14 protein-coding genes and 1 pseudogene are annotated in these 13,552 nt (G+C 71.8%); all 15 read left to right on the top strand.

The genetic code is table 11. From position 1 onward, the window contains the following. A pseudogene (locus ACWEEU_RS30330) lies at positions 1–102 on the top strand (phosphocholine cytidylyltransferase family protein); the annotation flags it as partial. Next, positions 90–1,151, top strand: coding sequence for an iron-containing alcohol dehydrogenase family protein (locus tag ACWEEU_RS30325; RefSeq protein ID WP_451736839.1), 1,062 nt, complete (start codon positions 90–92; stop codon positions 1,149–1,151). The pseudogene ACWEEU_RS30330 and the gene ACWEEU_RS30325, both read left to right, overlap by 13 nt. Beyond that, positions 1,129–1,908 carry a CDP-alcohol phosphatidyltransferase family protein gene (locus tag ACWEEU_RS30320; RefSeq protein WP_385746823.1) on the top strand — a complete coding sequence of 260 codons (780 nt, stop codon included), beginning with the start codon at positions 1,129–1,131 and terminating at the stop codon, positions 1,906–1,908. Before ACWEEU_RS30325 ends, ACWEEU_RS30320 begins: the two co-directional genes overlap by 23 nt. A gap of 5 nt (positions 1,909–1,913) precedes the next feature. Continuing rightward, entirely contained in the window at positions 1,914–2,804 is an 891-nt protein-coding gene (locus ACWEEU_RS30315) for a glycosyltransferase family 2 protein (protein ID WP_385746825.1), read from the top strand. Positions 2,805–2,910: 106 nt separating this feature from the next. Further along, positions 2,911–3,840, top strand: a complete 930-nt coding sequence (locus tag ACWEEU_RS30310) for an ABC transporter permease (protein ID WP_385746827.1) — start codon at positions 2,911–2,913, stop codon at positions 3,838–3,840. After that, positions 3,833–4,612, top strand: coding sequence for an ABC transporter ATP-binding protein (locus ACWEEU_RS30305; protein ID WP_451736834.1), 780 nt, complete (start codon positions 3,833–3,835; stop codon positions 4,610–4,612). Before ACWEEU_RS30310 ends, ACWEEU_RS30305 begins: the two co-directional genes overlap by 8 nt. Positions 4,613–4,942: 330 nt before the next feature. Beyond that, entirely contained in the window at positions 4,943–5,869 is a 927-nt protein-coding gene (hpnC, locus tag ACWEEU_RS30300; RefSeq protein ID WP_385748878.1) for a squalene synthase HpnC, read from the top strand. After that, positions 5,866–6,816 carry a presqualene diphosphate synthase HpnD gene (gene hpnD / locus ACWEEU_RS30295; protein ID WP_451736831.1) on the top strand — a complete coding sequence of 317 codons (951 nt, stop codon included), beginning with the start codon at positions 5,866–5,868 and terminating at the stop codon, positions 6,814–6,816. Before hpnC ends, hpnD begins: the two co-directional genes overlap by 4 nt. Continuing rightward, the gene (locus ACWEEU_RS30290) at positions 6,816–6,956 is read left to right on the top strand and encodes a DUF6380 family protein (protein WP_385748883.1); all 141 of its coding nucleotides are present in this window, start codon (positions 6,816–6,818) and stop codon (positions 6,954–6,956) included. Before hpnD ends, ACWEEU_RS30290 begins: the two co-directional genes overlap by 1 nt. Then, on the top strand, positions 6,953–8,389 hold the full coding sequence (gene hpnE / locus ACWEEU_RS30285) for a hydroxysqualene dehydroxylase HpnE (RefSeq protein ID WP_451736827.1): 1,437 nt from the start codon (positions 6,953–6,955) through the stop codon (positions 8,387–8,389). The genes ACWEEU_RS30290 and hpnE overlap by 4 nt, the downstream gene beginning before the upstream one ends. Next, positions 8,389–9,522 (top strand): polyprenyl synthetase family protein, encoded by a 1,134-nt coding sequence (locus tag ACWEEU_RS30280; protein WP_451736824.1) that lies wholly within the window; start codon positions 8,389–8,391, stop codon positions 9,520–9,522. Before hpnE ends, ACWEEU_RS30280 begins: the two co-directional genes overlap by 1 nt. Positions 9,523–9,638: 116 nt before the next feature. After that, a complete protein-coding gene (shc, locus tag ACWEEU_RS30275; RefSeq protein ID WP_451736822.1) occupies positions 9,639–11,669 on the top strand; it encodes a squalene--hopene cyclase in 2,031 nt (676 codons plus the stop codon). Next, positions 11,670–12,311, top strand: coding sequence for a phosphorylase family protein (locus ACWEEU_RS30270; RefSeq protein WP_451736819.1), 642 nt, complete (start codon positions 11,670–11,672; stop codon positions 12,309–12,311). A 5-nt stretch (positions 12,312–12,316) separates the two neighbouring features. Further along, positions 12,317–13,339 carry an adenosyl-hopene transferase HpnH gene (gene hpnH, locus ACWEEU_RS30265; RefSeq protein ID WP_361114469.1) on the top strand — a complete coding sequence of 341 codons (1,023 nt, stop codon included), beginning with the start codon at positions 12,317–12,319 and terminating at the stop codon, positions 13,337–13,339. 4 nt (positions 13,340–13,343) lie between these two features. Next, on the top strand, positions 13,344–13,552 hold a 209-nt coding region (locus ACWEEU_RS30260), incomplete at its 3' end, for a flavodoxin-dependent (E)-4-hydroxy-3-methylbut-2-enyl-diphosphate synthase (protein ID WP_451736816.1).

The raw sequence follows: 13,552 nt of genomic DNA, 5'->3' as shown, positions 1-13,552 counted from the left end.
GGCTTCAAGATCGACGTCGCTCCGATCGGCGAGGTCTCCTGGGTCGAGATCGACAACCACGACGACCTCGCGCGCGGGCGGGAGATCGCGTGCCGGTACTGACGCGGCTCATCCCGTCGCCGGTCGTCGTCGACATCCGCGCGGGTGCCCTCGACGACCTGGCCGCCGTCCTCGCCGACGAGCGCGTCTCGCACTCCGGCCGCCTCGCCGTCGCCGTCAGCGGCGGCTCCGGCGCCCGGCTGCGCGACCGCGTCGCGCCCCAGTTGCCCGGCGCGACCTGGCACGAGGTCGGCGGCGGCACCCTGGACGACGCGATCCGCCTGGCCGACGAGATCCGCGGCGGTCACTACGACGCGGTGGTGGGACTCGGCGGCGGCAAGATCATCGACTGTGCCAAGTACGCGGCCGCCCGCGTCGGCCTGCCGCTGGTCGCCGTGCCGACGAACCTCGCGCACGACGGCCTGTGCTCGCCGGTCGCCACCCTGGACAACGACGCGGGCCGGGGCTCCTACGGTGTGCCCAACCCGATCGCCGTCCTGATCGACCTGGACGTCATCCACGACGCCCCGGCGCGCTTCGTGCGCTCCGGCATCGGCGACGCGATCTCCAACGTCTCCGCCATCGCGGACTGGGAGCTGGCCAACCGGGTCAACGGCGAGAAGATCGACGGTCTCGCCGCCGCCATGGCCCGCCAGGCCGGTGAGGCCGTGCTGCGCCACCCCGGCGCCATCGCGGACGACGAGTTCCTCCAGGTCCTCGCCGAGGCACTGGTCCTCTCCGGCATCGCCATGTCGGTCTCCGGCGACTCGCGCCCCTCCTCGGGCGCCTGCCACGAGATCAACCACGCCTTCGACCTGCTCTTCCCGCAGCGCGCCGCCAGCCACGGCGAGCAGTGCGGCTTCGGCGCCGCCTTCGCGATGTACCTGCGCGGAGCGCACGAGGAGTCGGCCCACATGGCCGAGGTGCTGCGCCGGCACGACCTGCCCGTACGAGCCGAGGACATGGGCTTCACGGCGGACGAGTTCGTCCGCGTCGTGGAGTTCGCGCCCGAGACCAGGCCCGGCCGCTACACGATCCTCGAACACCTCGACCTCAAGCCGACCCAGATCAAGGACATCTACGCCGACTATGTCAAGGCCATCGGTAGCTGAACTCCGTCCGGTCGTCCACCCCGCCGGGGTGAAGGACCGGCGCAGCGGTGAGCACTGGGCGGGACGCCTCTACATGCGCGAGGTGTCCCTGCGTATCGACCGCTACCTGGTCAACACCAGGATCACGCCCAACCAGCTCACGTACCTGATGACCGTCTGCGGCGTGCTCGCGGCCCCGGCGCTGCTGGTGCCGGGGATTCCGGGCGCCGTCCTCGGCATCGTGGCCACCCAGCTCTATCTGCTGCTGGACTGCGTGGACGGCGAGATCGCCCGCTGGCGCAAGCAGTACTCGCTCGGCGGGGTCTACCTCGACCGGGTCGGCGCCTACCTCACCGACGCCGCCGTCCTGGTGGGCCTCGGGCTGCGCGCCGCCGACCTGTTCGGCACCGGGCGCATCGACTGGCTGTGGGCGTTCCTCGGCACGCTCGCCGCGCTCGGGGCGATCCTCATCAAGGCGGAGACCGACCTCGTCGGCGTCGCCCGGCACCAGGCCGGGATGCCCCCGGTCAAGGAGTCGGCCGCCGAGCCGCGCTCCTCCGGAATGGCGCTCGCCCGGCGCGCCGCCGCCGCGCTGAAGTTCCACCGCCTCATCCTCGGCATCGAGGCGTCGCTGCTGATCCTGGTGCTCGCGATCGTGGACCAGGCGCGCGGCGACCTTTTCTTCACCCGGCTCGGCACCGCCGTGCTGGCCGGCATCGCCCTGTTGCAGACGGTGCTGCATCTGGTGTCCATTCTCGTGTCCAGCAGGCTGAGGTGAACGGCATGGCCGGAAGAGACGGCATGAAGGTCGGCGCGGTCGTCATCACCATGGGCAACCGGCCCGAGGAGCTGCGGGCCCTGCTCGACTCCGTCGCCAAGCAGGAGGGCGACCACGTCCAGGTCGTCGTCGTCGGCAACGGCTCGCCCGTGCCCGACGTCCCCGAGGGCGTGCGCACCGTCGAGCTGCCCGAGAACCTCGGCATCCCCGGCGGCCGCAACGTCGGCATCGAGGCGTTCGGACCCGGTGGCAGCGACGTCGACATCCTGCTCTTCCTCGACGACGACGGCCTGCTCGCCCGGTACGACACCGCCGAGCTGTGCCGCGAGGCGTTCGCCGCCGACCCCCGGCTCGGCATCATCAGCTTCCGCATCGCCGACCCCGAGACCGGCGAGACCCAGCGCCGTCACGTGCCCCGGCTGCGCGCCTCCGACCCGATGCGCTCCTCGCGGGTGACCACGTTCCTCGGCGGCGCCAACGCCGTGCGCACCCAGGTGTTCGCCGAGGTCGGCGGGCTGCCGGACGAGTTCTTCTACGCCCACGAGGAGACCGACCTCGCCTGGCGCGCGCTGAACGCGGGCTGGATGATCGACTACCGCTCCGACATGGTGCTGTTCCACCCGACCACCGCCCCCTCCCGGCACGCGGTCTACCACCGCATGGTCGCCCGCAACCGGGTCTGGCTGGCCCGCCGCAACCTCCCCGCCCCGCTCGTCCCCGTCTACCTCGGGGTCTGGCTGCTGCTCACCCTGCTGCGCCGCCCCTCGGGACCGGCCCTCAAGGCGTGGTTCGGCGGCTTCAAGGAGGGCTGGACCACCCGGTGCGGTCCCCGCCGCCCGATGAGCTGGCGTACCGTGTGGCGGCTGACCCGGCTGGGCCGGCCGCCGGTGATCTGAGAAGCTCGACGGTGGCCCCGGGCGGGAAACGACGGCCCCGGGCCAGAAGACGAACGCACGACGTACCCGACGTATACGACGTACTCGAAGACGAAAGTTTCCACCCGTGAGTGAGACATTCCATGACGGCGGTGTCGCGGTGACCGCGGCCCCGTCGCCCGACGAGGGACTGACGGCGGAGCAACTGGCCGCCAAGTACGGGCTCGCGGTGAGCGGCGCCCGGCCCTCGCTCGTCGAGTACGTCCGCCAGTTGTGGGGCCGGCGCCACTTCATCCTCGCCTTCTCCCAGGCGAAGCTGACCGCCCAGTACAGCCAGGCCAAGCTCGGCCAGCTCTGGCAGGTCGCCACCCCGTTGCTGAACGCGGCCGTCTACTACTTCATCTTCGGCCTGATCCTGCACGCCAGCCGGGGCATGTCCCACGACGTGTACATCCCGTTCCTGGTCACGGGCGTCTTCGTGTTCACCTTCACGCAGAGCTCGATCATGTCCGGCGTCCGCGCGATCTCCGGCAACCTGGGCCTGGTGCGCGCGCTGCACTTCCCGCGCGCCGCGCTGCCCGTCTCCTTCTCGCTTCAGCAACTCCAGCAGCTGCTGTTCTCGATGATCGTCATGTTCCTGGTGGCGATCGGCTTCGGGAACTACCCCCGGCTGTCCTGGCTGCTGATCGTCCCGGTGCTGGTGCTGCAGTTCCTCTTCAACACCGGCATCGCGCTGATCGTGGCGCGGATGGGCGCCAAGACGCCCGACCTCGCCCAGCTCATGCCGTTCATCCTGCGCACCTGGATGTACGCCTCGGGCGTGATGTTCTCGATCAACCACATGCTCGCGGGCAAGCCGGAGTGGATCGTCCGGGTCCTCCAGGCCAACCCTGCCGCCGTCTACATGGACCTCATGCGCTTCGCGCTGATCGACGGCTACGGCGCCTCGAACCTGCCCCCGCACGTGTGGGGCCTCGCCGCCTTCTGGGCCGTGGTGATCTTCGGCGGCGGCTTCGTGTACTTCTGGAAGGCTGAGGAGCGGTACGGCCGTGGCTGAGCACAACACCGGCGAGCGCCGTCCGACCGTCATCGCGGACGAGCTGCACATCGTCTACCGGGTCAACGGCGCCAAGACCGGCAGGGGCAGCGCCACCGCCGCCCTGAGCCGCATCGTCAAGCGCGGCGAGGAGCGCGGGGTGCGCAAGGTGCACGCCGTGCGCGGCGTCTCCTTCGTCGCCTACCGGGGCGAGGCCATCGGTCTGATCGGCTCCAACGGCTCCGGCAAGTCCACCCTGCTGCGCGCCATCGCGGGTCTGCTCCCGGCCGAGAAGGGCAAGGTCTACACCGACGGCCAGCCCTCCCTGCTCGGCGTCAACGCGGCCCTGATGAACGACCTGACCGGTGAGCGCAACGTCATCCTGGGCGGGCTCGCGATGGGCATGTCCCGCGAGCAGATCAAGGAGCGCTACCAGGACATCGTCGACTTCTCCGGGATCAACGAGAAGGGCGACTTCATCACCCTGCCGATGCGGACCTACTCCTCCGGCATGGCGGCCCGGCTCCGCTTCTCCATCGCGGCCGCCAAGGACCACGACGTCCTCATGATCGACGAAGCGCTCGCCACCGGCGACCGCAAGTTCCAGAAGCGCTCCGAGGCCCGCATCCGCGAGCTGCGCAAGGAGGCCGGAACGGTCTTCCTGGTGAGCCACAACAACAAGTCGATCCGCGACACCTGCAACCGCGTCCTGTGGCTGGAGCGCGGCGAACTCCGCATGGACGGACCCACCGAAGAGGTCCTCAAGGAGTACGAGAAGTTCACGGGCAAGTGACCCGAGCGGCCCCGGGCCCCGCCGGAACTCCTCCGGCGGGGCCCGGCGTCTGCAAAGGAAGTGTCAACTCCGGGCGTACGTAGGAATCTTGACGCCAATCGGTGTGTTGTTGTGATGCGCCGGACACCCCGACGGACCCTGTCGCGTTGTACAACGTAAGCTGTACCGGTGCCGGAAACCGGCAAGTAGGGCCATAATGCGCGACACCCTCCGCCGGGCGACCTCCCCCGGAGGGCAGGCGGCGTGTCCGAAATAGTGTGTATCGGTTCCGCAGTGTAGAACGGGAGATGTGACGGCAATGGCTACGGAAACTCCCCAGCTCAGCGCAGCATGTGCCGTCCCCGCCCCGGGCAGCGCGCGGTGACGGGAACCGACACGGCGACGACACTGGAACGCGCCACTCTGGACAAGGCCACGAGCGAGAACTTTCCCGTGGCCCCTTTCTTCCTGCCGCGCGCCTGGCGCGACGACCTCATGGCCGTCTACGGCTTCGCCCGCCTCGTCGACGACATCGGTGACGGCGACCTCGCCCCCGGCGGCGCCGACGCCCGCGTCCTCGGCGTCCCCGAGTCCGACGCCAAGGACCGCCTCGCCGTCCTCGACGCTTTCGAGGCCGACCTGCGCCGCGTCTTCGACGCCACCCCGCGCCACCCGCTGCTGCGGCGCCTGCAGCCCACCGTGCGCCGCTGCCGCATCAGCCCCGAGCCCTTCCTCGGCCTGATCGCCGCCAACCGCCAGGACCAGGTGGTCAAGCGCTACGAGACGTACGACGACCTGCGCGCCTACTGCGAACTGTCCGCCAACCCCGTCGGCCGCCTCGTCCTCGCCGTCACCGGCACGACGACGCCCGAGCGGGTCCGCCTGTCCGACGCGATCTGCACCGCGCTGCAGATCGTCGAACACCTCCAGGACGTCGCCGAGGACCTCGGCCGCGACCGGATCTATCTGCCCGCAGAGGACATGAAGCGCTTCCACGTCCAGGAGTCCGACCTCACCGCCAAGAGCGCCGGCGCATCGGTGCGCGCGCTGGTCGCGTACGAATCACAACGCGCCCGCGATCTGCTGAATGAAGGCGCCCCCCTCGTGGGTAGCGTCCACGGCAGGCTCAAGCTGCTGCTCGCGGGGTTCGTGGCGGGGGGAAGGGCGGCGGTCGACGCGATCGCCGCCGCCGGATTCGACGTCCTTCCCGGCCCTCCCAGACCCGGCAGGCTCCGGCTGCTGCGCGAGGTGGGCGTGACCCTGCGAGGAGAGGGGTGATCCGGGCCGTGGAGTCCTCACCGCACGTGTCCGCACCGGTACTCGCCGCCTACCGCTACTGCGAGACGGTCACCGGCCAGCAGGCCCGCAACTTCGCGTACGGCATCCGTCTGCTGCCCACGCCCAAGCGCCGCGCCATGTCCGCGCTCTACGCCTTCTCCCGGCGCGTGGACGACATCGGCGACGGCGAGCTGCCCGACGACGTGAAGGTCGCGCGCCTGGAGGAGACCAGGGCGCTGCTCACCCGCGTCCACGCGGGCGAGGTCGAGGAGGACGACACCGACCCGGTGGCCGTCGCCCTCGCCGACGCCGCCCGCGTCTTCCCGATCCCGCTCGGCGGCCTGGACGAGCTGATCGACGGCGTCCAGATGGACGTGCGCGGCCAGACCTACGAGACCTGGGACGACCTCAAGGTCTACTGCCGCTGCGTCGCCGGAGCCATCGGACGCCTCTCGCTCGGCGTCTTCGGCACCGAACCCGGCGCACGCGGCGCCGAACGCGCCCCCGAGTACGCCGACACCCTCGGCCTCGCGCTCCAGCTCACCAACATCCTCCGCGACGTCCGCGAGGACGCCGAGGGCGGCCGCACCTACCTGCCCTCCGACGACCTCGCCAAGTTCGGCTGCTCGGCCGGGTTCGCCGGACTCACCCCGCCCGAGGGCTCCGACTTCGCGGGCCTCGTCCACTTCGAGGTCCGCCGCGCCCGCGCCCTGTTCGCCGAGGGCTACCGGCTGCTGCCCATGCTCGACCGGCGCAGCGGCGCCTGCGTCGCCGCCATGGCCGGCATCTACCGCCGCCTGCTCGACCGCATCGAGCGCGACCCCGAGGCCGTGCTGCGCGGCCGTGTCTCGCTGCCCGGCCGCGAGAAGGCGTACGTCGCCGTGCGCGGCCTGTCCGGGCTCGACACCCGGCACGTCACCCGTCAGACCGTCAGGAGGCGTGCCTGATGGCCCCGGCGGACGAGCCGGGCTCCACCCGTCCGGCAGGGCGGGCAACCCCGGGCTGCGGCGTGGCGTCCCTGACTGCGACGGCCGAGCGTGCACCGTTCAACCAGCACGCGCGGCACGCACGGAAGGACGCACGATGAGCGACGGCGCACGCCCCGCCGAGGCGCACTCCGGCCCTCCGGCACCCGCGGACGGCACACCGCGGCACGCCGTCGTGGTCGGCGCCGGCCTCGCAGGGACGACCGCGGCCCTCGCCCTCGCCGACGCCGGCGTCCGCGTCACCCTCCTCGAAGGCAGGCCCCGCCTGGGCGGCCTCGCCTTCTCCTTCCAGCGCGGCGAGCTGACCGTGGACAACGGCCAGCACGTCTATCTGCGCTGCTGCACCGCCTACCGCTGGTTCCTCGACCGCATCGAGGGCACGGCACTGGCACCGCTGCAGAACCGCCTCGACGTACCCGTCGTGGACGCCGACAAGCCCGAGGGCAGGCGGCTCGGCAGGCTGCGGCGCGACCCGCTGCCCGTCCCCCTCCATCTGGGGCGCAGCCTGGCCGCCTATCCGCACCTCTCGCTCGCCGAGCGGGCCGCGGTCGGACGGGCCGCGCTCGCGCTCAAGGGACTCGACCCCACCGATCCCGCTCTGGACAACCAGGACTTCGGCGGCTGGCTGGCCGCGCACGGCCAGTCGGCGCGCGCCGTCGAGGCCCTGTGGGACCTGGTCGGTGTCGCCACCCTCAACGCGGTCGCGGGCGACGCCTCGCTGGGACTCGCCGCGATGGTGTTCAAGACCGGTCTGCTGTCCGACCCGGGCGCGGCCGACATCGGCTGGGCCCACGTCCCGCTGGGCGAACTGCACGACCGGCTCGCCCGCAAGGCGCTCGACTCCGCGGGCGTGCGCACCGAGGTCCGTACCCGCGTCACCTCCCTCTCCCGGAACGGAAACGGGGGCTGGAGCGTTCAGGTCCCCGGCGAGACGCTCGACGCCGACGCCGTCGTCCTCGCCGTACCCCAGCGCGAGACGCACGGCCTGCTGCCGCCCGGCGCCCTCGACGACCCCGGCCGGCTGCTGCACATCGGCACCGCCCCGATCCTCAACGTCCATGTCGTGTACGACCGTCAGGTCCTCGCCCGGCCCTTCTTCGCCGCGCTCGGCTCGCCCGTGCAGTGGGTCTTCGACCGCACCGCCGCCTCCGGGCTCGGCGGCGGACAGTATCTGGCGCTGTCCCAGTCGGCCGCCCAGGACGAGATCGACACCCCCGTCGCCGAACTGCGCGAGCGCTATCTGCCCGAGCTGGAACGGCTGATCCCCGGCACCCGCGGCGCCCGCGTGCTGGACTTCTTCGTGACCCGGGAGCGCACCGCCACGTTCGCCCCCGCCCCCGGCGTCGGACGACTGCGGCCCGGCGCCCGCACCAAGGCACCCGGCCTGTACCTGGCCGGAGCGTGGACCGCCACCGGGTGGCCCGCGACCATGGAGAGTGCGGTCCGCAGCGGCGTGAGCGCGGCCGACGCCGCCCTCGGCGCCCTCGGCCGGCCCCGCCCCCGCCACCTCTTCGCTTTCGAGGAGGCGGCGTGATGCTCGATCAGAAGCGAGCGGGCCGGTCCCGCACCCCCGGTACCGCAACAAGAGGAGAGACTGTGCCCACTGTGCCGCCCCCGGCCTCGACCGCCGCAGACGCGGTGGACGTGACCGCGCTGCTGGAGCGCGGCCGCACCCTGGCCACCCCGGTCCTGCGCGCGGCCGTCGACCGGCTGGCGCCGCCCATGGACACCGTCGCCGCCTACCACTTCGGCTGGATCGACGCGGCGGGCAACCCGGCCGAGGGCGATGGCGGCAAGGCCGTACGCCCCGCGCTCGCGGTCCTCTCCGCCGAGGTCACCGGCGCCGCCCCCGAGGTCGGCGTGCCCGGCGCCGTCGCCGTCGAGCTGGTCCACAACTTCTCGCTGCTGCACGACGACCTGATGGACGGCGACGAGCAGCGCCGCCACCGCGACACCGTGTGGAAGGTGCACGGCCCCGCCCAGGCCATCCTGGTCGGCGACGCCCTGTTCGCCCTCGGCAACGAGGTCCTGCTGGAACTCGGCACCGTCGAGGCCGGCCGCGCCACCCGCCGCCTGACCACCGCCACCCGCGCCCTGATCGACGGCCAGGCCCAGGACATCTCCTACGAGCACCGCGACCGCGTCAGCGTCGAGGAGTGCCTGGAGATGGAGGGCAACAAGACCGGCGCCCTGCTCGCCTGCGCCTCCTCCATCGGCGCGGTCCTCGGCGGCGCCGGTGACGCCACCGCCGACGCGCTGGAACGGTACGGCTACCACCTCGGCCTCGCCTTCCAGGCCGTCGACGACCTGCTCGGCATCTGGGGCGACCCCGAGGCCACCGGCAAGCAGACCTGGAGCGACCTGCGCCAGCGCAAGAAGTCCCTGCCCGTGGTCGCCGCGCTCGCCGCGGGCGGCCCCGCCTCCGAGCGCCTCGGCGAGATCCTCGCCGCCGACGCCAAGAGCAGCGACTTCGCGAACTTCTCCGAGGCCGAGTTCGCGGCCCGCGCCGCCCTCATCGAGGAGGCGGGCGGCCGCGAGTGGACGGCGGACGAGGCCCGGCGCCAGCACACCGTCGCCGTCGAGGCCCTGGACGCCGTCGACATGCCCGACCGGGTGCGGGCCGCCTTCACGGCCCTCGCCGACTTCGTCGTCGTCAGGAAGAGATGATCACTATCGGCCGAATAACCCTCGCGTAGTCGCCGGCCGGTGCGGCGCGATGACCGACACCGGCCGACGGCGGACCCACAGCAGCACGACTCGCACGACTGCACAAAGGGGAAGCCATGACAGCGACGACCGACGGAAGCACCGGGGCGACCATCCCGCCCCGTGCCGACGCGGCCAGCGACACCGACAGCACCACCCCCGAGGCGGCCGGGGTACCCGAGGCCGCCGAACGCGCCGTCCGCCGCGCCACGGACTTCCTGCTCTCCCTGCAGGACCCCGAGGGCTGGTGGAAGGGCGACCTGGAGACCAACGTCACCATGGACGCCGAGGACCTGCTCCTGCGCCAGTTCCTCGGCATCCGCGACGAGGCGACCACCCACGCCGCCGCCCTCCACATCCGGGGCGAACAGCGTGCGGACGGCGCCTGGCCCACCTTCTACGGCGGCCCCGGCGAACTCTCCGCCACCATCGAGGCGTACGTCGCCCTGCGCCTGGCCGGAGATGCCCCGGACGCCCCCCACATGGCCCGCGCCTCCGCCTGGGTCCGCGAGCACGGCGGCATCGCCTCCGCCCGCGTCTTCACCCGGATCTGGCTCGCCCTGTTCGGCTGGTGGAAGTGGGAGGACCTGCCCGAACTCCCCCCGGAACTGATCTGGTTCCCCACCTGGCTGCCGCTCAACATCTACGACTTCGGCTGCTGGGCGCGGCAGACGATCGTGCCGCTCACCATCGTCTCCGCCAAGCGCCCGGTGCGCCCCGCGCCCTTCGCGCTCGACGAGCTGCACACCGACCCCGCCCACCCCAACCCGCCCAAGCCCTTCGCCTCGCCGGCCAGTTGGGACGGCGCCTTCCAGCGACTGGACCGCGTGGTGCACAAGCTGCGCCGCGCCGTACCGCGCCGCCTGCGCCAGGCCGCGATCGGCAGCGCCGCCCGCTGGATCATCGAACGCCAGGAGAACGACGGCTGCTGGGGCGGCATCCAGCCCCCGGCCGTGTACTCGGTCATCGCCCTGCACCTGCTCGGCTACGACCTCGAACACCCCGTCATGCGGGCCGGGTTGGAGTCCCTCGACCGCTTCGCCGTCTGGCGCGAGGACGGCTCCCGCATGATCGAGGCCTGCCAGTCCCCGGTGTGGGACACCTGCCTCGCCACCATCGCCCTGGCCGACGCCGGACTCCCCTCCGACCACCCGCAGTTGGTCAAGGCCGCCGACTGGATGCTCGGCGAGGAGATCCGCCGCCCCGGCGACTGGTCCGTCAAGCGTCCCCAACTTCCGCCCGGTGGATGGGCGTTCGAGTTCCACAACGACAACTACCCCGACATCGACGACACCGCCGAGGTCGCGCTCGCCCTGCGCCGGGTCCGCCATCCCCAGCCCGCCCGCGTGGACGGGGCGATCGCCCGCGCCGTGCGCTGGAACCTCGGGATGCAGTCGAAGAACGGTGCCTGGGGCGCCTTCGACGTCGACAACACCAGCCCCTTCCCCAACCGGCTGCCCTTCTGCGACTTCGGTGAGGTCATCGACCCGCCCTCCGCCGACGTCACCGCGCACGTCGTGGAGATGCTCGCCGCCGAGGGACTCGCCCACGACCCGCGCACCCGGCGCGGCATCGACTGGCTGCTTGCCGAACAGGAGGCGGACGGCTCGTGGTTCGGCCGCTGGGGCGTCAACTACGTCTACGGCACCGGCTCCGTCGTCCCCGCCCTCACCGCCGCCGGACTCCCCGCCTCGCATCCGGCGATCCGCCGCGCGGTCGCCTGGCTGGAGCGCGTCCAGAACGACGACGGCGGCTGGGGCGAGGACCTGCGCTCCTACAAGTACGTCGCGCAGTGGAGCGGCCGCGGCACCTCCACCGCCTCCCAGACCGCCTGGGCGCTCATGGCCCTCCTCGCGGCCGGGGAGAAGGACTCCAAGGCCGTCGAACGCGGCGTCCGATGGCTCGCCGAGACCCAGCGCGAGGACGGCTCCTGGGACGAGCCCTTCTTCACCGGCACCGGATTCCCCTGGGACTTCTCCATCAACTACCACCTCTACCGGCAGGTGTTCCCGCTCACCGCGCTCGGCCGCTATCTGCACGGCGACCCCTTCGACAAGGCACCCCTCGCCACCGCAGGAGGCAGGCGCGCCGGGTCCGGGGGCCGCTGAATGAGCACCCGGCCCGCTCCGGCACCGCTGCTGATCGCCTGCGCGCTCGGCATCGAACGGTTCGCCCTGCGCACCGGCGAGCGCGGCGATGCCGGCGCCCGGCCCGTCGTCGTCCGCACGGGCATGGGTCCGCGCGCGGCGGAACGGACCGTCGGCCGGATGCTGGCCACACCGGAACTCGCCGGGGCCGCCGTCGTGGCGACCGGCTTCTGCGCCGGGCTCGCGCCCGGCATGCACCCCGGCGACCTCGTGGTCGCCGAGGAGACCCGAGACCCGCGCGGCACCGTGCCGTGCGTACGTACCGACCTGCTCGTCAAGGAGCTGACCCGGGCCCGGCCCGGCCGCACCGTCCACACCGGTCCCCTGACCGGTTCCGACCACGTGGTGCGCGGCCCGGAGCGCGCCGACCTCCTGGCCACCGGCGCCATCGCCGTGGACATGGAATCGGCCGCCACCCTGCTGACCGCCGTCCGGGCGGGCATCCGCCCGGTTGCGGCCGTACGGGTGGTCGTGGACGCTCCTGAACATGAACTCGTCCGCATCGGAACGGTACGCGGTGGAATATCGGCCTTCCGTGTGCTGCGTTCCGTACTTCCCGCTTTTCTCGAATGGCACCGTTCCTTGCCGCTCCCCCGGAGGTGAGCCAGATGGCCATGCCGTTGCGTCAGTCCATCAAGGTCGCTACGTACCTGGCGGAACAGAAGCTCCGCAGGCGGGACAAGTTCCCGCTGATCGTCGAGCTGGAACCGCTCTTCGCCTGTAACCTGAAGTGCGAGGGCTGCGGCAAGATCCAGCACCCGGCCGGGGTGCTCAAGCAGCGGATGCCCGTCGCCCAGGCCGTGGGCGCGGTGCTCGAGTCCGGCGCGCCCATGGTGTCCATCGCCGGCGGCGAGCCGCTGATGCACCCGCAGATCGACGAGATCGTGCGCCAGCTCGTCGCCAAGCGCAAATACGTCTTCCTGTGCACCAACGCCATGCTGCTGCGCAAGAAGATGGACAAGTTCACCCCCTCGCCCTACTTCGCCTTCGCGGTGCACATCGACGGGCTGCGCGAGCGGCACGACGAGTCCGTGGCCAAGGAGGGCGTGTTCGACGAAGCCGTGGAGGCCATCAAGGAGGCCCAGCGGCGCGGCTTCCGCGTCACCACCAACTCCACGTTCTTCAACACCGACACCCCGCAGACCATCGTCGAGGTGCTCAACTTCCTCAACGACGACCTCAAGGTGGACGAGATGATGATCTCGCCCGCCTACGCCTACGAGAAGGCGCCCGACCAGGAGCACTTCCTCGGTGTCGAGCAGACCCGCGAGCTGTTCAAGAAGGCCTTCTCCGGCGGCAACCGCAGGCGCTGGCGGCTCAACCACTCCCCGCTCTTCCTGGACTTCCTGGAAGGCAAGGTCGACTTCCCCTGCACCGCCTGGGCGATCCCCAACTACTCCCTCTTCGGCTGGCAGCGCCCCTGCTACCTCATGAGCGACGGCTACGTGCCCACGTACCGCGAACTCATCGAGGAGACCGACTGGGACAAGTACGGCCGCGGCAAGGACCCGCGCTGCGCCAACTGCATGGCGCACTGCGGCTACGAGCCCACCGCCGTCCTCGCCACCATGGGCTCCCTCAAGGAGTCGCTGCGGGCCATGCGCGAGACCGTCTCGGGAAACCGGGAGTGAGGCCGTGACCGCCGTATCCCTGGGTGTTCCCGAGGTACCGCCCCGGGCGCTCGCACCCCGTCGGACATCGCGCCGGATCCAGGTGGGCGCGGTGCCCGTCGGTGGCGGGGCGCCGGTGTCGGTGCAGTCCATGACGACGACGCGTACGTCGGACATCGGGTCGACGTTGCAGCAGATCGCGGAGCTGACGGCGTCGGGCTGTCAGATCGTGCG

The organism is Streptomyces sp. NPDC005004 (assembly GCF_053600675.1).
Note: the sequence above shows the minus strand (reverse complement) of the source record. Positions and strands in the feature narration are given on the sequence as shown.